Origin of the sequence: Sphingobium fuliginis, from assembly GCF_004152845.1 — a bacterium.
GTDB lineage: Bacteria > Pseudomonadota > Alphaproteobacteria > Sphingomonadales > Sphingomonadaceae > Sphingobium > Sphingobium fuliginis.
This window is the reverse complement of sequence record NZ_SEON01000008.1, coordinates 42,281-62,703: the sequence shown is the minus strand read 5'-3', so window position 1 is coordinate 62,703 and position 20,423 is coordinate 42,281. Positions and strand designations below refer to the sequence as shown.

The following is a 20,423-nucleotide window of genomic DNA, read 5'->3' as shown; positions in this document are numbered from 1 at the left end:
CGGCGCCGTTACGCGCTTGTGCGCATCGCCTTCGGCCAGATGCCCTGCTTGCCCGGAGAGAGAATGCCGTTGGGATCGAGAACATCCTTGAGGCGGTGGTGGAGATCCCAGAGTGCGCCGTCGTTGTGTTTGTAGGTCCTGGCGATCTGATCCATGAAGGCGAGGTGCGTGCGGTATTCGCCGAACCCCGCCTCCGCAGCCTCGTCAACCAGCAGGCCGAACAGGTCGTAGGCGCTCTTGCGCATCGTCTCGTCGGCGCGGTCGTACATGATCATCAGGATGTGATGCATGTCGCGCCAGCCGACCAGGAATTCGCCGATGTAGTCGAAGCCGTGATCGTTGCAGCGCTGCTTGATCAGCTTGTATTGGGCAAGTGCTTCGGAACCACTGGGCGCCGAGATCGGCGAAAAGTTGATGTGCCCGCCGCCGCCGATCCAGTTCATGATGCTGAATTCGGTCATGTTCGGCTCGCCGCGCATCAGCCGTACGCGATAGTCCCAGGCCGGATCGTTCTTGCGATCGAAATGGACCTTGGCGCCGGGAATGCTCATCAAGGCATCCTCCACCACCTTCCAGTTGTTCTCGATCACCGGCGGCGGGCCGTACAGCGCACCGTAATAGTTCCACATTCCCAGATCGTGGTCCGCGGCGATCTTGGCACGGATCGACGGCGGCAGCGGGCCCTTGCCATCGTAATAGTGGCGCCGCGTGGTCTTGGCCGAGGCCTCCCACAGCAGATCAACCGCAACCGCCGCATTCGGGATGATCTGGTTGACCTTGAGCGCCCGGGTGACCTCGAAGATCGCCTCAAGATCCTCCTCCTTCTGGTAGGTGATCATGAAGGGCTTGTAGCTCGGCGGTTCCGGCATCAGCCAGATGCCCATCTTGGTCACCACGCCGAAATTGGATTGGGTGAACATGCCGTCGAAATGCGGGCCGGCCACGTGCTTGGTGACCTGCCAATGCTTCGATCCGGCAAGCGCGCCCTGGCCGGTGCGGACGATTTCACCATCGGCCAGCACCACTTCCATGCCGCACTGCATGACAAAATGGTCGCCATAGGGGGTATAGCCGGCGCCATGCTCCAGCGCATTGCCGATCACGCCGCCCCAGGCTGGTGCGGCAGGATCGATCCACAGCTTGCTGCCGATCTGGCGCAGATGGCGGTACAGCTGCATGTAGGATACGCCCGGCTCGACCAGCGCGTAGCCATATTTCTCGTTGACCTCGATCACGCGGTTCATCCGCCGCAAGTCGAGCATGACATAACCGGATTTGCGCGGAGCCGGGCCACCATAGGCAAAATTGCGGCCGGTCCCGATGGTCCAGACAGGGATCTTGTAGGCGTTGACGACTGCCAGGATCTTCTGGATTTGCTCGACACCGTCGGGCGCAACAGCGGCGGACGGCAGCATTTCGCCATCGGCCAGCGGAGAATAGGCGTCCCGGTAAGCCGAAAGCGGAAGCTCGTCGAGGAATACCCATTGCTTGCCGACAACCGCGGCAAGCTCGTCGAGCGCCTTGTTGAAGGTGGATGCGTCGACACCCTGGGGAACAATGCGGCTCAAGACAGGTCTCCCCCGATTTCATAAACCCAGGAGGCCAGCAGTCCGGGGCTGCTGGCCGCGATATCGCACGAACCCGACTGACAGGTGTTCAAGCGAGCTTCGGTTGGGGCGCCGAGCGCGTCGCGAACCAGGTGCGCGACGGCCACCGGCCATGCCGCCGCGGCGCCTTGGAGCAGTTGCGCCGCGCCCTCGGTCCGATGCTGCCAGCGTCCGCCCGTGTAATGGTGCCGCCACAGCAACGCCGGGCGGGCGCCGCGCTCAACCAGGACCTGTCCGGCGATCATGGCTGCGGGATCCGAAGTCAGGCCAACGATCAGGCCATCGGCATCGTCCAGTTCGTGCAGAAGGACATTGAGCGACCGGTCAAGCCGGATGGTCCGGCCAACCACGCCGCTTTCGGCAAGCGTCGCCGCGAACATCCGGCTTTCCGGCGACGCGCTTTCCTCGATCACCGTCACCCTGCGTGCGCGGGCCGCCGCCGCTCCGGGCAATACGCCAAGCCCGGCCACGGCTGCGCCCAGCGCTCCGGCTCCCAGGAGCTCGCGTCGCTTGATATCCCAAGCCATCATGCTTGCCTTTCGATCTTCAGCGGCGCCGGTTCGGCGACCGCACTCTCGGTGGAAAGTCCCTGCCAGCGGCCCGCTGCGTTGCGATGTATGTCGAAGTGATCCAGCACCCGTGTGCAGCTGTGATCGACGATGTCCTGAAGGCCTGCAGGACGGGCGTAGAATGCCGGGACCGGTGGAAAAATGACCGCGCCCATTTCGGTGCAGGCGACCATGTTGCGCAGGTGAGCCAGGTTGAGCGGCGTCTCGCGGGTCATCAGCACCAGCTTGCGCCGCTCCTTCAGCATCACATCGGCGGCGCGCGTGATCAGATTGTCGGACAGACCGTGGGCCACCGCTGCCAGAGTGCGCATCGAGCAGGGCGCTATCACCATGCCGTCGCACAGGAACGAACCGCTGGCGATGCTGGCGCCGACATTGCGGACGCTGTGCACCACATCGGCCGCACCTTCGATCAGGCGACGGCCGTCCGGAATTTCTTCGCGGATGTTGAGCAAGGCGGCTTGCGACATGACGAGGTGAGTTTCCCAGCCACCTTGTTCGCGGAGCATTTCGAGCAGGCGCTGCCCGTAAACCGAGCCCGTCGCTCCGGTTATGGCAACGACCACGCGCTTCATGGGCGGACTGCGCCGCCCGCGCGTTCCCTGCGTACTCCCGTCGCAACGTTCATGGCCGAATCCTTCTCCCTCAACCATTATGCAACAAATTGTACTATAAGCAACATGTAAGAGCACCTTGAAGCTATGTCCTTCGGGGCTTCTCCGCTTCAATCGCAGGCTGCGGCGGCAAGCCGAGACTTATGGCCTTGAGTTCCAGGAATTCGTCGATCCCGTGACGCGATCCCTCGCGCCCCAGTCCCGATTCCTTGACCCCGCCGAAAGGCATGGTTTCCGAAGAAATGATGCCGTTGTTGACGCCGACCATGCCGACCTCGAGACCTTCGGCAAGGCGCCAGAACCGGTCCATGTCGCGGGTGAATGCGTAGGCGGCCAGGCCCGAGCGGGTGCTGTTGGCCAGGGTCAGGGCTTCGGCCTCGGTTTCGAAACGGAAGAGGGGAGCGACCGGTCCGAAGGTCTCTTCCAGCGCCAGCCGCATGTCCGGGTTGGCGCCGGTCAGGACCGTGGGCTGGTGGAACAGCTCGCCGGCTTCATGGCCTTCGCCTCCCGTGACGATCCGGGCACCGCGCCCGACGGCATCGCCGACATGTTCGCGCACCTTCTGCAATGCCGCGGCGGTGATCAGCGGGCCCTGATCGGTCTCGCCTTCCAGGCCGTTGCCGACGCGGAAAGCCGCGACTCTGGCGGCCAGCGCTTCGGCGAACCGGTCATGGATGCCGTTCTGCACCAGGATGCGGTTGGCGCAGACGCAGGTCTGGCCGGTGTTTCGGAACTTTGAAGCGATCGTGCCCGCCACGGCGACGTCGATATCGGCATCGTCGAACACGATCAGCGGAGCGTTGCCGCCCAGCTCCATCGACACCCGCTTGAGCGTCGTCGCGCACTGCGCGGTCAGCAGCTTGCCAACCGTGGTGGAGCCGGTGAAGGTGAATTTGGCAACGCCGGGATGGCTGGTCAGGACCGATCCGATCGCCGGCGCATCGCCTGCGATGACGTTGAAAGTGCCCGCCGGAACACCGGCCTCGAGTGCCAGCCGGGCCAGCGCGAAGGCCGTGAGCGGGGTCAGTTCGGCGGGTTTGAGTGTAACGGTGCATCCTGCGGCCAGGGCGGGCGCGACCTTGCGCGTGATCATCGCTGCGGGAAAATTCCATGGCGTAATCGCGCCGACCAGGCCCACCGGCTGCTTGAGAACCAGGACCCGGCGATCGCGTTGGGCGGGGATGATCTCGCCATTGATGCGCCGGGCTTCTTCCGCGAACCATTGGATGAAACTGGCCGCATAGTCGATCTCGCCCAGCGCTTCGGCGAGCGGCTTGCCCTGTTCGGCCGTGAGCAGTATTGCCAGATCGTTGCGGTTTTCGCGAACAAGCGCGAACCAAGCGTGCAGAATGGCGGCGCGTTCGGCGGCCGAATGGGCCCGCCATTCCCCGAAGGCTCTGGCGTTGCTTTCGACGGCGCGGTTCGCCTCGACCGCACCTAGGAGGGGGATTTCCGTCAGCGCCATCCCCGTCGCAGGATTGATCACGGCAATCGCCCGCTCGGTAGTGGCTATGGCCTCGCCATCGACGATCGGCAGGCCTGCAGCGAATTCGGGCCGGGACAAGGATGGCTGGGAAACAGGCATGGAGCGAAACCTTGGCAGTCGGTTGGGAAGTTCAAGGGATGCAAACGAAACGGGGCGGAACCGCCGGAGCGGATCCCCCCCAATCGATGGGGTGACCTTTCGGTCACCCCAGGCAGAGCCGTCAGTACTTGTAGGCGACCTTGAGGAACCATTCGCGCGGCCGCGAATAGGTTGCCTCGGCGACGCCGCCAACGTCCAAATCCACATAGCCGCCCTGGATGTAGCGCTTGTCGGTTAGGTTCGTGACACCTGCCGTTACCGTGAAGTGGTCGCTGGCGTCGGTGAACGAAGCGCTGGCGCCGAACACGCTATAGGCGGGTTGATACAGCTGCGGGCTGTTGATGGCATCCTTGAAGGTGCCGCTCTGATGGTACCAGTCGCCGCGAAGAACGAACTTGCCCTTGTCGCTCTCGTAAACGGTCGCATTCGCGGCGATCGTCGCTGTCCATTCGGGCACGAACGCAAACTTGGAGTTCACGTTTACCGGGAAAGCACTTGGATCCACCGAACGATAATAGGCATCGAGGTAACCGACACCATAGTCGATCCTTAGCCAGTCGGTCGGGGCGGCCTGGCCTTCGATCTCGAAGCCCTTGATCCGGCCCTCACCCCCGTTGCGAACCTTGGGCGCGATACCCTCGTTCACGACGATTTGGATGTCGCTGTAGTCGGATTGGAACAGCGCGATGTTCATGCGCAGGCGCCGGTCGAACAATTCGGTCTTGAGGCCGACTTCGTAGGATTCGACGAATTCCGGGGTGAAAGCAGGGGTGACGAGTTCGCCCGGGAATATACGCTGGCTGAAGCCGCCATTCTTGAAGCCCTTGGAATAGGACGCATAGCCCATGATGTCGTCGGTGAACTGATAGTTCACCGAGACCGCCGGGGTCCATTCCTTGGCCTTGGCGGACACCTCGACCGCGGGCAGATTGTGGTTGCCGCCAGGATTGGTCGCCGACGGAACACATGCCGGGTCAGGGAACCCGTTCGGCAGCAGCTGCGGCGCTGGCTGGCCGACCAGACAGCGGCTGTACTGAATGAACACGCCATCAGGATAGGGTGGGAGAAGACCCGCGGTGAAATCGCGATAGATTACCTGGGCCGAAGGGTCGAAACGCTTGGTTTCGTCGGTGTAGCGGATACCTGGAGTGATCGAAAACTTGTCGGTGACCTTGTAGGTGAACTGCATGTAAGCTGCGTAGCTGTCGTTGTTGATTTTGCCACCGCTAAAAAAGTTCGCGAAACCGAACCGCAGCGGTTCGATGTCCTGGCCCTTTTCCTTCAAGTAATAGGCGCCCAGAGCGAACTTGAGCCTGTCGTCGAACAGGTTACCGTTGAGCTGCAATTCCTGCGAAGCTTGCCAAAGGTCGATGTTGTTGGTCAGCTGCAGCACTTCGTGCGGAGTCACGTCGAAGTCGTATTCGATGACCGACTTCTGGTCGCGGTACGCACTGATCGACTTGAGTGTCACGCCGCCGAAATCATACTCGAGCGTCAGATTAGTACCCCAAAGGTCGAAGTCGGAACGGTTCGGACCTCCGGCCCAAGTCGTATCGATATCGCCTGTAACCCATCGGGAAGAAACGCAGTTCGGATTGCTGACCGGTGCCAGTTCACCCGGGGCGCCACATTGTCCAGCGCCACCGCCCAGCTTGTTGTAACCGAAGTTTGAGCTAGGGAAGGCAACTTGACGGCCGTCAGGCAGATTCACGATTTGCAGAAGATCGGGTGAGTCCCGGTTTTCGATGAGATAGATAGCTGCCTGTTCTTCGCGACGAATGTTGACGTCGGCGGCGAGAATTGCCTTGAAGTTGTCGGTCGGTTCCCACTTGAAGGCCACGCGGCCAGAGAAGCTGTCCTTGTTGCCCTGCCGTCCGCCGTCGAACAGGCGGCGCTGGTAGCCGTCGCGGGTTTCGTAGGACGCTACGGCGCGCATCGCCAGCGTATCGCTGATCGGGATATTGACGATGCCCTTGATATCGGCGCGGTTGAAGCGACCGGTCGCGGCTTCAAGTTTCAAATCAAATTCGTTCCCGGGTTCGTTGGTATTGACGATGATCGCGCCGCCAATCGTGTTCTTGCCGAACAGGGTGCCCTGCGGACCGCGCAGGATCTGGACGTTCGAAATGTCCGCCATGTCGAGCAGGCCCCCGACCGAACGGGCAACATAGACGCCATCAACATAGATGCCGACACCGGGATCGACGGTGATGTTGAAGTCAGTCTGGCCGACGCCGCGGATGAAAGCGGTGAGCGATGCGCTGGAGCCAGAGATGTTGCCGACGGGTTGAATGTTGACGTTGGGCGCGAAGGACGCCACCTGCGCGACGTTGGCAATCTGGCGGTCTTCGATCATGGCACCGCTCATCGCGGTAACCGCGATCGGCGTTTCCTGCGCGTTCTCTTCCCGCTTGCGGGCCGTGACCACAATGTCGTCGAGACCGCCTCTCGAGGCTTCTTGCTGTGCGCCCGGATCGACATCTTGCGCATGAGCAGAATTCGGAGCAAGTGCGAAACTGGCCATAGTCAGGCCGGTCGTAGTTATCAGCATGCGTTTGGCGTTGTAGAAAGATGTAATTCCAGGCATAGTTTCTCTCCCTCATCGATCACAGGCTTTTCGCCTTAGTGCTAGAATTTTACCTCAAAGGTCGCTCCGATTTTCCGTGGCTGTTCGTAAAATCCATCGTTCGACAGCGGGCCCGGCCGCATCGTCTGGAAAACCTTTTCGTTTGTAAGATTGGTGGCCCACACTGCTACTTTCCAATTCTCGTTTTCGGGTGTCCAGGACAACGATGCGTTAGAAAGAGTGTATGGTTTCTGCGAGAAGTTGTTCGCAAAGTCGTAATAGAGACGCGAACTGAACGAGACATTTCCGTTTAGTGCCATGCGTCCGGCCCCAAGGTCGTGTCCCCATTCAAACCCGACATTTCCCGACCATTTCGGCGCCCGGGTCATGACGAACCCGGAGGCATCCAGGGTCACGACGGTATTGCCCCCGTCCGCCTGAGGGAAGAAACCCTGAGCCAGCGGGAAATCCTTGTACTGTGCGTGAGTATAGGCGAGCGCCGCCCGCAGTTTCAGGCCAGCGGTTGGGACGATCGTCGTCTCGAGTTCGCCGCCATAGATTTCGGCATTTGCTGCGTTCTGCAGAATATAGCCAGACCCGGCCGAATCCTTAGACTGCAGTTGCAGGTTGGTGTAGTCATAATAATATATCGCGAGATTGGCTCGGAACCAGTCGAAAGGATCTGATTTTAACCCAAATTCAGCAGCCTTGATTTCTTCGGGTTCGACAGGGATGTTACGTGTGCTAGCCATATTGAAGACGCCGCTTTTGAAAGCGGTGCTCCAGCTAGCGTAGACATTTGTTTTGTCGTCGATTTCGTAACGTACGCCGATCTTGTAGTTGAACTTATTGAAGGACCTGTGAACGTTGTTAACCACCAGACTGCCGTTTAGTGTCTGTGAAAATTCCCGTTTTTCGGTCGTGTAACGCCCGCCGAGGTTGACGAACAGGCCCGGTACCGCCTCGTACGTGATATCCGCGAAGCCGGCAAAGGACCGGCCGCCCAGATCAGGTTCGAGCGTCGGTCCGGACAAACCTGCCGTGGGACTAGGGGCTGTCCAGGGCTGAAGAAAAGCACTTCCACCAAATTGGTAGAAATATCCACCCACCAGCCACTGGAGCGGGCCGGGGTTGGCGGAACTGAGCTTGATTTCCTGACTGCCCGACTCGGAACGGAAGATCGCCGGAAAATTCCCTAGCCGCAGGTTAGAAGCGTCTGAATCGGTGATCTGATTCCAGCGGAGGTTCATGAAGCCGCTGGTGGTCTCGATGTTGAAATCATCGAGTTCGAGCTTGGTGTGCAAGGCGAAAGTCCAGCGCCGCAAGTCGAGGCGAGGAACATCGGTGAGCGACGCTTGCCAGGCTCCGGTAGGCAAGATGGCTCCGGGGAAGCGCCGCGCGACAGTGTTGCCATCGACCGGTTGCGGCGAATTGCTAGTGCTTTTTTGGTCGAAGAATTCGCCGGTCAGGACAACCTTGAAATTGTCCGCCGGCTTGAACAGAAACTTGCTGCGCAAATCGATGACCCGCTGGTCGCCCAGCGTTCCACCACGCACCAGATCATCGATATAGCCATCGTTCTTGCGGAAAAGGCCGGAAAGATCGATCGCGGCCTTTTCGCTGATAGGGCCGGTCACATAGAGCCGCGCGTCATAGTCGCCCGCTTCGCGCCGCATCCGGCCGACCCGTAAGGAAGCCTTGCCCCGGAAATCGAAGCTGGGGTCCGGCGTGATCACATTGATCAGCCCGCCCGTCGCATTGCGACCAAAAGTGGTGCCTTGCGGACCGCGCAGCACCTCAACCCGCTCGACCTCGACGAGATCGATCCAGTTTGCGGCAGATTCGGGCTGATAGACACCGTCGATGTAGGTGGCGATATTGGGTTCGTCGCCAATCGAGATGCCGGTTGAGCCGACACCGCGAACCACGGGCTGGAAGACACCCATGTTGCGGCTGCCTACAAAGCCAGGCACCAGCTGGGTCAGCGTCCTTACTGTTGAGACGTCGGCCGATTGCAGGGCATCTGCGCCCAGCGCTGTGACGGCCACGGGCACCTGCTGCAATCTTGCTTCGCGGCGGGTCGCAGTGACAACGATATCTTCGATACCGGTCGACGCCTGCTCATCTTTGGGCTGCTCGGCTGTTGTATCCTGAGCGAGCGCGACACTAGGAACAAGCGATTGCGCAAGGACGGCAGCCGCAGTTACAAACAAGTTAATCTGAAGTTCTTTCATTTCCTCTCCCCTCGCCGCATATTTTTAATTCTAAGAATTACTTCTGTTGAGATAGATACTCCTGCAGAAAGTCGAGACGATCATTGCCCCAGAATATTTGATCGTCGACAAACATTAACGGCGCGCCGAAGACTCCCCGCTGATAGGCTAGGCTGCGAGCCTTGCGATATTCATTCTGGCCAAGTGAAGAGTCCACGAAGGCTGTCAACGCCTCTGGATCGAGTCCAGCTTCTGTTGCACAGGCGCGCAGTTCTCCGCGGTCGCTTGGGTCGATTCCCTGTCCCCAGATCAGATTGTAAGCGGCAGCGACGTATGCTTCCGCTTTGCCCTGCTCGCGCGCGTAGAGCGTGGCGCAGTTCCAGTCCTTGCAGGCAAAGCTGGCCGGAAAACGCAAGGGAGCGTCATATTTGTGGGCCCACCGGTTGAGGTCCGCCATCATCACCTTGATTTTCGGAACCACCTCGCGATTGGACGGGCCGTAGTTCCCCGCCGCGATCTTCGCCTCGGGGATATCGATCGGCCAATATTCGAGTTCGCAACCGGCCTTGCGGGCTATTTCCGGGAGCTTCAGCTGCGCGAGGTAACTGAAGGGACTGATGAAGTCGAAATAGAAGTCGATCTTGCGGCTCATCGTGCGGTCCCGAAGCCGACGAGCTTCTCGTAACTGTCCCAGAAGCCGACAATGGCGCCTTCGGTGACAAGGTGGTCGGCATCCTCGGCGCGGCCACCGCCCATCGCGATGAACGAGGTTGCCTGCTGTTCGCCGACAATGGCGTTCTGGACGATTTCCACCGCTTCGCCGTCTTCCATCGAGATCAGGCCGGCCGGACCGATCAGGTTGGTCTGCTTGCGCCGGATTGCCTGCATTTCTGCATCGTCGTCGGCGTAACCGAAGTGGGTCCAGACCAGCTCGAACGCTTCCTGTCCCTTTGGCACGATTTGCCGCACGGCGAGCGTGTTCTGAATCTGCTGGAGGACCAGGTTCGGGAAAACCGCGAGGATAACCAGGGTGATGCCGTCATCGAATTCCTGGCGGCCCTTGAGCAGCGACATGTCCTGAAGCTTGAACTCGGTATCGAACGTCCTGGAATCGCCATAGGCCTGTTTGTCGGCGGCATCGTCGTTGCTGGCGGCGATGGAATAAAGCAGCGAATGCCGCTTCTCGCTGTCCATCAGTGCCTTGCCGGTCTGGGTCGACCGGTAGAGCCCGAATGTGTTGTGGAACAGGTGCAGAAGGCTGGCGTGATAGGGATCGCGGGTATTCTCCGCATAAAGCTTCCAGTTGCCGTGAACATATTGCCGCTGATCGCCCAGCACCTTGATCGGTTTGTGCATGATCCGTTCGATATGCTCGACAACCAACGGGCCGAGGAAATCGTTCAGTGGCACCACGCTTTGAGAAAAGCTGGCGAAGACAAGCCCGCCGACGATCCCGACGCGCAACTGCTTGAGGCCATGCTGTTTCATGTCGAAATCGCCGGGCATTCCGCCCTGGCCCTTGAGACCGCGGCGGAACGGCACCCCGATCAGATTGCCGGCGAGGTCATAGGCCCATTGGTGGTAAACACATTCGAGATTGGGGCGATTGCCGCGCAGTTCGCGGCATACCAGTGCCCCGCGATGAGCGCAGCGATTGACCACGACATGAACGGCGCCATCAGCGGCCCTGGTGACGATGACCGGGGTTTCTCCGATGAAGGTTGATTTGAAATCGCCAGCCTCGGGCACTTCTGCCTCGAGCGCGACGAAGGACCAGGCCTCGCCCTGGAAGATCTTTTCCTGCTCGCGCGCGTGATACTCCGGATCGGTGAAAACCCGGTAGGGAATCCGGCGACCAGTTCCGTTTGCGGTTCTCGAGGTATTTTCGTCTGGCAGAGCTGTGTCGGTCATGATCAAAATCCTGGTCGCGAACTAAATCGGGCGAACCATCATCGTGTCGATGAGGTTGGTATCGAAAACGGCGATCTTCGAACGAAACAAGGGGCGCTCGCCCGACAAGTCGATCTCGTCTATATACTTGCCCGAATTGTAGATTGTTGTGTGTCCGTCGGTACGGGTCATAAGGACCGCATAATTGGTTTGCGTCTTTGCAAGTGCTCCCGTTGTGGAAACCATCCGGGTCGGACCGAGAATATGACGGTAGGCATGCACCGGGAAGATATTGGCTTTGCGCAGTGAAACAATGCGATCCACAAGCATTCCGCGGCTGTCGCAATAGATCGCCGCTGAATCCATGTTTCGCTCGAAGTTCTCGCGCGAGATCACGGTATAAACGCAGTCCGAAACAAAGAGTTCGGGCCACTCTTCCAAGCGATCATCGTCAATGAGTTCGGCGTAGAGCGCGTTGAGCTCGGAAGTGAGCTGCTGCAGCTCATAGCGGGAAGGGGTGTCGAGGAGCATTCAGGCGCTCTCTTTCGGTTGATCGATGCACACCCAGCCGTCTTCGATCGTGACGGGGTATGTCTTGATGGGGATCTGGCAGGGAAAGGCCTTGGCAGCTCCGGTGGCGATGTCGAACGAACCACCGTGAAACGGGCACTCGATAATTGTGCCGTCCTGGTAGCCATCGGTCAGCATGGCATTGCCATGGGTGCAAAGATTGTCGGTGACGAACACTTCGCCATCGACGTTGTAGACTGCAAGCGCAGGCATTTTTTCCTGGTAGACCGCGACCGGTTCACCGTCCTTGACGGACGCTACTTGGCAAAGGCGCAATTTGTTCGACATGGCGTCTGGCAATTCCAATCTAGGTTATGGACCGGCGATCAAATGGATGATCAGCCGAGGGGAATATCCATTCCGTAGCCCGCGGCTTCGTTGCCGTGACCGAATATATCGCGGGTGTAGTATTCCTGCTGGCTTGGGGCCTTGCGGGCACCCCAGCCGAACTCCCACAGCCAGCCCGACGGGTTGGCGCAGTAGAAGGTCAGCGCCTGGTCGTTTGCATGCTTGCCGAGCTGGAGCGCGACGTCGATCTTGCGCGCCCGCACAATGTCGTGCGCGAGGCCGAGATCGTCGAGGTCGGTATATTCGAACATCAGGTGGTTGATGCGCTTTTCCATCGGGCCAAGCCCGAAAGCGACCGAATGCTGCCGCTCGTTGCAGTGCATGAAGTACGGCTGCGCCACCATCCCGTTGGGCAGCTGCAGGTGATACTCGACCGACCCGCGCAGCCCCAGCAGTCCGTAGAACGCCGCCGCCGCGGGAACATCGTCCTGACGCAGGATGCAATGCCCGATTCCTTCCGATCCGGTCACGAATTTTCCGTACATGGGGCGCCCAGGATGGAAAGGCTTGTGGGTGTCGACTTGCGGCCCGTAAAAAATTTCGGTGGGGTTCCCACCCGGATCAGCCAGCTTGGCAAGACCGAGCACGCGCCGCTCCCGAGCTTCGGCCTCGCTTGCCACCGTCAAGGAGATTCCGGCGGCGGTCAGCTTTGCCACCATGGCGTCGAATTCCACCGGATCGGCAACGCGCCAGCCCAGATAGGCAAGATCGTCGGAGTCGGAGGCGTGCAACACGATGCGATGATGCCACTGGTCCATGCGCAGGTAGAGGCGGTCGCCTTCGCCCTCGTCGACAATCTCCATGCCGGCCACTTCGGCAGCATAACTGCGCCATGCATCGAGATTTGTTACGGTCAACCCGAGGTAACCGAGTTCCGTGACTGCTGCCATTTGCTTTCTCTCCCAGAGGACGCGGCTCGCATCTCGCGGGACCGTCATCGCCGATTGTCTTGCCGCCGGTCTTGCCGGCCGAGTCGAGGCGATAGCCGATAGTTCTCCATAGTGCAATACGTTGCACCGGGTAATTTGTTGGTGTAGGAATAGCGCAACAGAACGTCGATCCAGCGATTCGCCCGTGATGGGCGGGCGGCGCGGGACCGGATTCGGGAACACCGCCAAGGTGTCCAGTCATTCAGCGGAAGCCGTCCGACCGGCTGCCGCAAAGTGGGAGTGGAGCGTTATGGAAGCCGCAGAAAAGCGTGTCGGACGGATTGCCGATTTGCAAGCGATCAAACAGCGCCTGAAATCGTGGCTCGTGAAAGATCAGGCGAGGGGTATCTACCAGATCGACCGCGCCGCTTTCACTGATGCCGAGCTGTTCGATATCGAGATGAAGTATATTTTCGAGCGCAACTGGATATTCCTCGCTCACGAAAGCCAGGTCGCCAAACCCCACGATTTCCTTACCGCCAAGATGGGGCGAATCCCCGTGATCATCACCCGGGACCGGTCTGGGACTGTCCGCGGGCTGGTCAACGCCTGCGCCCACCGCGGCGCCAAGGTCTGCCGCGAAAAGGCCGGCAACAGGAAGAATTTCATGTGCCCCTTCCACGGCTGGACCTACTCGTCTGCAGGGGACCTTCTCGACGTCACCGAAGAAGGGGCGGGGGGTTATGCGCCTGGCTTCGACCGCGCCGATTTCGGACTTCCCAGGATCGCCCGTCTGGAAATTTACCGCGGCTTCATCTTCGGCAGCCTGTCTCCCGATGTCTTGCCACTCGAGGAATATCTGGCCGGCTCGAAGGCGTTCATCGATCTGTTGGTCGACCAGTCTCAGCAAGGCGAAATGGAGGTGCTGCCGGGCGCTACGCGGTACCGCTATCGCGGCAACTGGAAGATGCAGGTGGAAAACGGTCTGGACGGGTATCACGTCGGAACGGTCCACGCCAATTACTTCATGACGGTGATGCGTCGAGTCGAGGGGGCCTCCAAGAACGACACCAAGGCGATCGACTTTTCAAATTTCAACCGGCAGGACGGCGGATCTTTTTCCTTCCATAACGGGCATTCAGTGCTCTGGGCCGACTACGCCAATTTCCGGGATCGGCCGAATTTCGAGGCCCTCGACTGGATCGAGGAAACCCATGGCGAGGAGAAGGCGCTGTGGATGAACAAACGCATCCGGAATCTTCAGCTGTTCCCCAACGTCTTCCTGATGGATCAGACCAGCACCCAGATCAGGATCATCCAGCCGATCTCCGTCGACGAGACCGAAGTCACGACCTATTGCATCGCTCCGGTGGGTGAAAGCGCCTCGGCACGGGCCCTGAGGATCCGGCAATACGAGGACTTCTTCAATGCCAGCGGCATGGCGACGCCGGACGATCTGACCGAATTCAACAACTGCCAGGCCGGGTATGGCGCAGGCGAAGGTCGGATGAACGACATGTCGCGCGGCTCGACGCGCTGGGAACAAAACGCCGGGCGTTTCGGCGCCGGCCTTTCGGTGGATGCGGTGATGAGCAGTCCGTCAGTGGCCGACGAGGGACTCTATGTAGCTATCCACGACGAGTGGATCAGCCGGATGAACTCCGCTATCGACCAGGAGACCGCAGAATTTCTTGCCAAGGGCGACTTGGAGCTGGCGCAATGACGGCAACCGATGCGCATTGGCTTGCCGTTTACCGCTTTCTCGGACGCGAGGCGGTAGCGCTCGACGACAAGGACTGGGACGCCTGGCTGTCGCTCTATGCCGAAGACGCGGAATACTGGGCTCCGGCCTGGGATGACCGCGAGCGCCTTACCGTTGATCCGCAGCGCGAAATCTCGCTGATCTATTATCACAATCGCGGCGGCCTGGAGGATCGGGTTTTCCGTATTCGCACCGGGCGGTCCTCGGCAAGCACGCCCGGGCCGCGCACTTCGCACGTGTTCACGTTGCTTTCGACGGAAGAAGGCGATGGCCTGGTACGGGCGCGCACATCGTGGACGGTAACATCCGTGCTCGATGGGGCGGTAACCGTCTACAGCGGATCGGCCTTCTATGATCTCGAGCCTGCCGGCGGGAGTTTTGTGATCAAGCGCAAGAAGACCGTGATCATCAACGACCTCGCGCAGACCATGCTCGATGTCTACAGCATCTGACCGACCCATGGCAGCACCAGCAGCGCGTCCCGTCGTCGGGACCATGATCGGCGATCCTGCGGGGATCGGACCCGAAGTGACGGTCAAGGCCTTGGCGGACGGTTCGGTACACGAGGTATCGATACCGGTGCTACTTGGCTCGGCAGCGGCGGTGGAGCGTGCGCTCGACATGACCGGGGTCAGGGCCCGGGTGCGCCGGATGCGTTCGTTCGAACAGCCCAGTGACGATGTCGGGGTGATCGACGTGATCGACACTGGAGCCTTGCCGGACGGCGTTTTGCCACTGGGTGTGGATACCGAAGTGGCCGGCCATGCCACCGCGCAATGGCTGGACGAGCTCGACGCGCTGGCCCGGGATGGCTCCTTCGCCGCGACGGTCATGGGACCGATCAGCAGCGGTTCGCTCAAGATGGCCGGAAAACTCGACAAGGTGATCAGCCCCACGCCGGGCGAAAGCTATCTGGTGTTGCTGACCGGTCCTTTGCGGGTGGCGCATCTCACCGATCACATGTCGCTGCGCCAGGTGATCGACGTGATAACCGCCGATCTCGTCGCCAAGGCAATCAGGCAAGTTAATGATGCCATGCGGTCGTGGGGAATCGCTCGTCCGCGGATCGCCGTGGCGGGGCTCAACCCGCACGCCATGGGTGACGAGGATCGGCTCGCGATTGCCCCCGGGGTCGAACGGGCCCGGGCAGCCGGCGTTGCCGTGGAAGGCCCGATTGCGCCCGATTCGGTCTTCCGCCAGTGCATCGAGGGGCGCTTCGACATGGTGCTCGCGATGTTCCACGATCAGGGGCACATTGCCGTAAAGACCTGGGGCTTTTCGGGCAATTGCGTGATCATAATGGGTCCGCCCTATCTGCACATGTCGGTCGCCCACGGCACCGCCTACGATATTGTCGGCACGGGCAAGGCGGACGCCGCGATGATGCTCAGCGCGATGCGCATTTGCGGTCAGCTCGCATCTGGACAGGGATTTACAGGAGAAGCACAATGAATGCCATGGCCCCAGTGGGAGCGCCCTCGCTCCCGACAGCGGTGGACTATAGAGTCTACCACGATACGCAGATTTTCGCCGCCGAGCAGCGCAATATCTTCAAGGGGCGCACCTGGTGCTACCTTGGGCTTGAGGCCGAGATTCCCAACGCGGGCGACTTTCGCGCAACCCATCTCGGCGAAACGCCGGTGGTGCTCGTGCGCGGACAGGAAGGCAAGCTTCATGCCTGGGTAAACCGGTGCGCGCACAAGGGCGCGACGGTGTGCCGTTCGTTGCGCGGCAACCAGGCCGACGGCGCGTTCGTCTGCGTCTACCATCAGTGGGCTTACGATTCGGAAGGCACGCTGGTCGGCGTACCCTTCCGGCGCGGGATGAAGGGCGTTGGAGGGTACGAAAAGGATTTCGATCTGGCCAGTCACTCGCTCGAGAAGCTCCGGGTAGAAAGCTACAAGGGCATGGTGTTCGGCACTTTTTCAGCCGACATCGAGTCGCTTGACGATTTTCTCGGCCCGGTGATGCGCAAGTATATCGACCGCGTTTTCCAGCGCCCGATCAAGGTCCTGGGTTACTCCCGGCAATATATGGCGGGCAATTGGAAGCTCTATTCCGAAAACAGCCGCGACAGCTACCACGGCGGCTTGCTGCACCTGTTCTACCCGACTTTCGGAATCTACCGACAAAGTCAGGACAGCGCGGGTGAGCTGGCCGAGCAGGGCTTTCACAATGTCTTTACCGTCTCCAAGCCCAAGGGTGACATCGATTACGGATCGTTCGGCGATGAGGCCAATCGCGAAATGCAAGGGTCCGCCAAACTGCAGGACGAACGCCTGTTGCAATTCCGGCCCGAGATCGAGGACGATGTGGGCTTGCACATCCAGTCGCTGTTTCCGTCGGTCGTGCTGCAGCAGATCCAGAACACGCTGGCGACACGCCAGATTGTGACTCACGGTGTCGACAAGACCGAGCTGGTATGGACTTATTTCGGCTATGCCGACGATGATGAGGAAACGACCCGTCACCGGCTGCGCAACCTGAACCTCGTCGGTCCTTCCGGACTGATTTCGATGGAGGACGGTGAAGCGGTCGAGCTTTGCCAGCAGGGCACGGTCGGGGCCGAAGGCAAGCACAGTTTCATCGAAATGGGCGGCGACGACGTGCGGGGCTATTACGCGCCGATGGGCATGGACGAGAACGCTGTGCGCGGCTTCTGGAAAGGCTATCTGAGCCTGATGGGCGATGCTCTTGCCGTCAGCGCCGAGGCATCGGCATGAGCTTGGTCGAGCCTGTTTTGCAGGGTCTCGTCGATTCCCTGAACGCCGCTTACGGACTGTGTCTGGATGACGACCGGCTTGAGGAGTGGCCCGAGTTTTTCGTCGACGATTGCCTTTATCAGGTGATCGCCCGCGAAAATGTCGACAACGGGCTGCCGGCCGCGGTGATGTATTGCGACAGCAAGGGCATGCTCGTCGATCGGGTGGTGGCGCTGCGCCGCGCCAACGTTTTCCCGGAGCATTTCAGTCGTCACCTGATTTCGCGAGCGGTCTTGACCGGGATCGACGGGGATACCGTGTCGGCCGAAGCAAGCTATGCCTTGCTGCAGACGCGCAACGACGGTGAGACCCGCATCTACAACGCCGGGAAATATGTCGACCGTCTGCTAATCAAGGACGGCGTAGCCAAGCTGGTGAGCCGAATGTGCGTCTATGACACCCACAGAATCGCGACGCTGCTGGCGACCCCAATCTGACTGCCGAACATCGTCTGGCGTCGAAAAGAAATCTAGAGGAGAAATACCATGAAACTGTTCATCAGCCCCGGCGCATGTTCCCTCGCCCCGCACATTGCCCTGCGCGAAACCGGTGCCGATTTCGAAGCCGTCAAGGTCGATCTGGCCGTGCGCAAGACCGAGGCGGGCGAGGATTTCCTCACCGTCAACCCGTCCGGCAAGGTCCCGGCCCTCACCCTGGACAGCGGCGAGACCCTGACCGAGAACCCCGCCATCCTGCTGTACATAGCCGACCAGAACCCCGCGTCTGGCCTGGCGCCGGCCGAAGGCAGCCTCGATCGTTACCGACTGCTGAGCCGTCTCAGCTTCCTCGGTTCCGAATTCCACAAGGCATTCGTGCCGTTGTTCGCCCCCGGCACTTCCGACGAAGCGAAGGCGGCGGCCGCGGAATCGGTCAAGAACCACCTCGCCGCGCTCGATAAGGAATTGGCCGGGCGGGACCACTATGCTGGCAATGCTTTCAGTGTTGCCGACATCTACCTGTTCGTGATGCTGGGTTGGCCAGCCTACGTCGGTATCGACATGGCCGCCTACCCCTCGCTCGGCGCCTATGTCGGCAAGATCGCGCAGCGTCCCGCCGTGGGTGCCGCGCTCAAGGCCGAAGGCTTGGCGTGAGCCGGACAGTCCGACTTCCCGCATTATGCGATGGAGTTCAACCATTCTCCATTTGCAAATGCGTTCTATTTAGTGCAATAGTAACGAGAAATCGGATGGACGCGAAAGCTGTGTGCATGACCTCGCGCGAACACAGGCAATGCTAGCGTCAAAAAACAGTTGAATATCGATTGGGAGAGCCATGACTGCCGTAGCCAACGACATCGCACGCCCGGAGATTGGCAAGTCCATCACGGTTGATGGCAGCGTCACGAATTATCACGATTTGGGCGATGGCGCACCGGTCCTGCTGATCCACGGATCGGGACCCGGGGTGACTGCCTGGGCCAATTGGCGGCTCAACATGCCCGAGCTAGCGAAGCGCTTCAGGGTCATCGCGCCCGACATGTTCGGGTTTGGCTATTCGGCTTCGAAGGGCCGGATCGAAGATAAGCGGGTGTGGGTCGATCAGGTCGCATCGCTGCTCGATAGCCTCGGGATCGACAAGGTCTCGATGGTCGGCAATTCCTTCGGCGGCGGCATAACCCTGGCGTTCATGATCGCGCATCCCGATCGGGTCGAAAGGGCGGTGCTGATGGGGCCGGCAGGGCTCGATTTCCCGATCACGCCTGCGCTCGACCTGGTCTGGGGCTACCAGCCTTCGCTGGAGGAAATGCGCACCTCGCTCAAGTACCTCGCCTGGGATCACAGCCGGCTGACCGAAGACCTGGTCCAGTCGCGCTATGAAGCGAGTGCGCGTCCCGAAGCGCATGAGCCGTATCACGCGACGTTCGGCGGGGCTGACCGGCAGCGCAACATCGCGATGCTGGCAAGCCGCGAGGAAGACGTGGCGGCGCTAAAGCACGAAACGCTCATCCTGCATGGCCTGTTCGACCAGGTGATTCCGCTGGAATCGACCGTTCGCCTGGCCAGCCTGTTGCCGCGCGCCGACCTGCACGTGTTCGCGGAATGCGGCCACTGGGTTCAGATCGAACGGATGACGAGCTTCAACCGCATGGTGGCCGAATTTTTCGAGAACGGCCTCAAGGCCTGAAGGGACAAGGAGAACTGAAATGGCGCTGACCGGTGTACTTCGCCCTGGCTATGTCCAGTTGCGCGTCCTCGATCTGGATGAGGCAATCCAGCACTATCGTGACCGTATCGGCCTCAACCTGGTGAGCGTCGAGGGAGGCAGGGCTTTCTTCCAGGCCTTCGACGAGTTCGATCGCCACAGCATCATTCTGCGCGAAGCCGATTCTGCCGGGCTCGACCGGATGGCCTTCAAGGTCGCCAGGGATGCCGATCTCGACCACTTTGCCGAACGCCTGCTCGACATCGGGGTTCATGTCGACGTGATTGCGGCCGGAGAGGATCCTGGTGTTGGCCGCAAGATCCGCTTCAATACGCCAACCTCCCACGTGTTCGATCTCTATGCCGAGATGGAGCTGTCCGAGACCGGTCCGGCCGTGCGCAATCCGGACGTCTGGATCGCCGAACCGCGCGGTATGCGCGCGACCAGGTTCGATCACTGCGCCCTCAATGGTGTCGATATTTCGGCGAGCGCGAAGATTTTTGTCGAGGCTCTCGATTTTTCGGTGGCCGAGGAATTGGTGGACGAAGGGTCCGGCACTCGGCTGGGCATCTTCCTGTCATGCAGCAACAAGGCGCATGACGTGGCGTTTCTGGGCTATCCCGAGGACGGACGGATCCATCACACATCGTTCAACCTCGAATCCTGGCACGATGTCGGTCATGCGGCGGACATCATCAGCCGCTACGACATTTCGCTCGATATCGGCCCGACCCGCCATGGGATCACACGCGGGCAGACGATCTACTTCTTCGACCCCTCGGGCAACCGCAACGAGACGTTCAGCGGCGGCTACACCTATTATCCCGATAATCCGCGCCGGATGTGGCAGGCCGAGAATGCCGGCAAGGCGATCTTCTATTACGAGAAGGCGCTCAACGACCGCTTCATGACGGTGAACACCTGAG

Annotated in this window: 19 protein-coding genes; 8 read left to right on the top strand and 11 right to left on the bottom strand. The window is 60.3% G+C overall.

Features of this window, described 5'->3' with window-relative positions; translation table 11 throughout:
• Nucleotides 1-8: 8 nt before the first annotated feature.
• The 11 genes from EWH10_RS17535 to bphC form a co-directional block, all read right to left on the bottom strand.
• Nucleotides 9-1,568: an FAD-binding oxidoreductase gene (locus EWH10_RS17535; RefSeq protein WP_130030108.1), complete on the bottom strand. Its 1,560-nt coding sequence runs from the start codon at nucleotides 1,566-1,568 to the stop codon at nucleotides 9-11.
• The gene (locus EWH10_RS17530) at nucleotides 1,565-2,134 is read right to left on the bottom strand and encodes a hypothetical protein (RefSeq protein ID WP_025548156.1); all 570 of its coding nucleotides are present in this window, start codon (nucleotides 2,132-2,134) and stop codon (nucleotides 1,565-1,567) included. The genes EWH10_RS17535 and EWH10_RS17530 overlap by 4 nt, the downstream gene beginning before the upstream one ends.
• A complete protein-coding gene (locus EWH10_RS17525) occupies nucleotides 2,134-2,751 on the bottom strand; it encodes a UbiX family flavin prenyltransferase (protein WP_025548158.1) in 618 nt (205 codons plus the stop codon). The genes EWH10_RS17530 and EWH10_RS17525 overlap by 1 nt, the downstream gene beginning before the upstream one ends.
• Before the next feature lie 124 nt (nucleotides 2,752-2,875).
• Entirely contained in the window at nucleotides 2,876-4,375 is a 1,500-nt protein-coding gene (locus tag EWH10_RS17520) for an NAD-dependent succinate-semialdehyde dehydrogenase (protein WP_025548160.1), read from the bottom strand.
• A 121-nt stretch (nucleotides 4,376-4,496) separates the two neighbouring features.
• Nucleotides 4,497-6,899: a TonB-dependent receptor gene (locus EWH10_RS17515; RefSeq protein ID WP_130030157.1), complete on the bottom strand. Its 2,403-nt coding sequence runs from the start codon at nucleotides 6,897-6,899 to the stop codon at nucleotides 4,497-4,499.
• Nucleotides 6,900-7,003: 104 nt separating this feature from the next.
• A complete protein-coding gene (locus tag EWH10_RS17510; RefSeq protein ID WP_130030107.1) occupies nucleotides 7,004-9,175 on the bottom strand; it encodes a TonB-dependent receptor in 2,172 nt (723 codons plus the stop codon).
• A 37-nt stretch (nucleotides 9,176-9,212) separates the two neighbouring features.
• The gene (locus EWH10_RS17505) at nucleotides 9,213-9,806 is read right to left on the bottom strand and encodes a 2-hydroxychromene-2-carboxylate isomerase (protein ID WP_025548163.1); all 594 of its coding nucleotides are present in this window, start codon (nucleotides 9,804-9,806) and stop codon (nucleotides 9,213-9,215) included.
• Complete coding sequence (locus tag EWH10_RS17500; RefSeq protein ID WP_025548165.1) at nucleotides 9,803-11,065, bottom strand: aromatic ring-hydroxylating dioxygenase subunit alpha; 1,263 nt, start codon at nucleotides 11,063-11,065, stop codon at nucleotides 9,803-9,805. Before EWH10_RS17500 ends, EWH10_RS17505 begins: the two co-directional genes overlap by 4 nt.
• Nucleotides 11,066-11,086: 21 nt before the next feature.
• On the bottom strand, nucleotides 11,087-11,575 hold the full coding sequence (locus EWH10_RS17495) for an aromatic-ring-hydroxylating dioxygenase subunit beta (protein ID WP_025548168.1): 489 nt from the start codon (nucleotides 11,573-11,575) through the stop codon (nucleotides 11,087-11,089).
• Nucleotides 11,576-11,902, bottom strand: coding sequence for a non-heme iron oxygenase ferredoxin subunit (locus EWH10_RS17490; RefSeq protein ID WP_025548169.1), 327 nt, complete (start codon nucleotides 11,900-11,902; stop codon nucleotides 11,576-11,578).
• Nucleotides 11,903-11,952: 50 nt separating this feature from the next.
• Nucleotides 11,953-12,852, bottom strand: coding sequence for a biphenyl-2,3-diol 1,2-dioxygenase (gene bphC, locus EWH10_RS17485; protein WP_130030106.1), 900 nt, complete (start codon nucleotides 12,850-12,852; stop codon nucleotides 11,953-11,955).
• 289 nt (nucleotides 12,853-13,141) lie between these two features.
• On the opposite strand from bphC, the gene EWH10_RS17480 reads away from it, so the two are divergent.
• The 8 genes from EWH10_RS17480 to EWH10_RS17445 all read left to right on the top strand — a co-directional run bounded on the left by EWH10_RS17480 (nucleotide 13,142) and on the right by EWH10_RS17445 (nucleotide 20,422).
• Nucleotides 13,142-14,554: an SRPBCC family protein gene (locus tag EWH10_RS17480; RefSeq protein WP_130030105.1), complete on the top strand. Its 1,413-nt coding sequence runs from the start codon at nucleotides 13,142-13,144 to the stop codon at nucleotides 14,552-14,554.
• Nucleotides 14,551-15,045, top strand: a complete 495-nt coding sequence (locus EWH10_RS17475) for an aromatic-ring-hydroxylating dioxygenase subunit beta (protein WP_130030104.1) — start codon at nucleotides 14,551-14,553, stop codon at nucleotides 15,043-15,045. The genes EWH10_RS17480 and EWH10_RS17475 overlap by 4 nt, the downstream gene beginning before the upstream one ends.
• Nucleotides 15,046-15,052: 7 nt before the next feature.
• Nucleotides 15,053-16,045, top strand: a complete 993-nt coding sequence (locus tag EWH10_RS17470; protein WP_229742709.1) for a PdxA family dehydrogenase — start codon at nucleotides 15,053-15,055, stop codon at nucleotides 16,043-16,045.
• Nucleotides 16,042-17,316, top strand: coding sequence for an aromatic ring-hydroxylating dioxygenase subunit alpha (locus tag EWH10_RS17465; protein WP_130030102.1), 1,275 nt, complete (start codon nucleotides 16,042-16,044; stop codon nucleotides 17,314-17,316). The genes EWH10_RS17470 and EWH10_RS17465 overlap by 4 nt, the downstream gene beginning before the upstream one ends.
• Nucleotides 17,313-17,792, top strand: coding sequence for an aromatic-ring-hydroxylating dioxygenase subunit beta (locus tag EWH10_RS17460; RefSeq protein WP_130030101.1), 480 nt, complete (start codon nucleotides 17,313-17,315; stop codon nucleotides 17,790-17,792). Before EWH10_RS17465 ends, EWH10_RS17460 begins: the two co-directional genes overlap by 4 nt.
• Nucleotides 17,793-17,840: 48 nt before the next feature.
• On the top strand, nucleotides 17,841-18,446 hold the full coding sequence (gene gstA, locus EWH10_RS17455) for a glutathione transferase GstA (RefSeq protein ID WP_130030100.1): 606 nt from the start codon (nucleotides 17,841-17,843) through the stop codon (nucleotides 18,444-18,446).
• 181 nt (nucleotides 18,447-18,627) lie between these two features.
• The gene (locus EWH10_RS17450; RefSeq protein WP_130030099.1) at nucleotides 18,628-19,479 is read left to right on the top strand and encodes an alpha/beta fold hydrolase; all 852 of its coding nucleotides are present in this window, start codon (nucleotides 18,628-18,630) and stop codon (nucleotides 19,477-19,479) included.
• A 19-nt stretch (nucleotides 19,480-19,498) separates the two neighbouring features.
• Nucleotides 19,499-20,422, top strand: a complete 924-nt coding sequence (locus EWH10_RS17445; protein WP_025548184.1) for a catechol 2,3-dioxygenase — start codon at nucleotides 19,499-19,501, stop codon at nucleotides 20,420-20,422.
• Nucleotide 20,423 lies beyond the last annotated feature (1 nt).

What these genes read in the sequence shown, in the direction of transcription:
- EWH10_RS17530 (WP_025548156.1), bottom strand. Translation starts at nt 2,134, where the DNA reads ATGGCTTGGGATATCAAGCGACGCGAGCTCCTGGGAGCCGGAGCGCTG.
- EWH10_RS17525 (WP_025548158.1), bottom strand. Translation starts at nt 2,751, where the DNA reads ATGAAGCGCGTGGTCGTTGCCATAACCGGAGCGACGGGCTCGGTTTAC.
- EWH10_RS17520 (WP_025548160.1), bottom strand. Translation starts at nt 4,375, where the DNA reads ATGCCTGTTTCCCAGCCATCCTTGTCCCGGCCCGAATTCGCTGCAGGC.
- EWH10_RS17515 (WP_130030157.1), bottom strand. Translation starts at nt 6,899, where the DNA reads ATGGCCAGTTTCGCACTTGCTCCGAATTCTGCTCATGCGCAAGATGTC.
- EWH10_RS17510 (WP_130030107.1), bottom strand. Translation starts at nt 9,175, where the DNA reads ATGAAAGAACTTCAGATTAACTTGTTTGTAACTGCGGCTGCCGTCCTT.
- EWH10_RS17505 (WP_025548163.1), bottom strand. Translation starts at nt 9,806, where the DNA reads ATGAGCCGCAAGATCGACTTCTATTTCGACTTCATCAGTCCCTTCAGT.
- EWH10_RS17500 (WP_025548165.1), bottom strand. Translation starts at nt 11,065, where the DNA reads ATGACCGACACAGCTCTGCCAGACGAAAATACCTCGAGAACCGCAAAC.
- EWH10_RS17495 (WP_025548168.1), bottom strand. Translation starts at nt 11,575, where the DNA reads ATGCTCCTCGACACCCCTTCCCGCTATGAGCTGCAGCAGCTCACTTCC.
- EWH10_RS17490 (WP_025548169.1), bottom strand. Translation starts at nt 11,902, where the DNA reads ATGTCGAACAAATTGCGCCTTTGCCAAGTAGCGTCCGTCAAGGACGGT.
- bphC (WP_130030106.1), bottom strand. Translation starts at nt 12,852, where the DNA reads ATGGCAGCAGTCACGGAACTCGGTTACCTCGGGTTGACCGTAACAAAT.
- EWH10_RS17480 (WP_130030105.1), top strand. Translation starts at nt 13,142, where the DNA reads ATGGAAGCCGCAGAAAAGCGTGTCGGACGGATTGCCGATTTGCAAGCG.
- EWH10_RS17475 (WP_130030104.1), top strand. Translation starts at nt 14,551, where the DNA reads ATGACGGCAACCGATGCGCATTGGCTTGCCGTTTACCGCTTTCTCGGA.
- EWH10_RS17470 (WP_229742709.1), top strand. Translation starts at nt 15,053, where the DNA reads ATGGCAGCACCAGCAGCGCGTCCCGTCGTCGGGACCATGATCGGCGAT.
- EWH10_RS17465 (WP_130030102.1), top strand. Translation starts at nt 16,042, where the DNA reads ATGAATGCCATGGCCCCAGTGGGAGCGCCCTCGCTCCCGACAGCGGTG.
- EWH10_RS17460 (WP_130030101.1), top strand. Translation starts at nt 17,313, where the DNA reads ATGAGCTTGGTCGAGCCTGTTTTGCAGGGTCTCGTCGATTCCCTGAAC.
- gstA (WP_130030100.1), top strand. Translation starts at nt 17,841, where the DNA reads ATGAAACTGTTCATCAGCCCCGGCGCATGTTCCCTCGCCCCGCACATT.
- EWH10_RS17450 (WP_130030099.1), top strand. Translation starts at nt 18,628, where the DNA reads ATGACTGCCGTAGCCAACGACATCGCACGCCCGGAGATTGGCAAGTCC.
- EWH10_RS17445 (WP_025548184.1), top strand. Translation starts at nt 19,499, where the DNA reads ATGGCGCTGACCGGTGTACTTCGCCCTGGCTATGTCCAGTTGCGCGTC.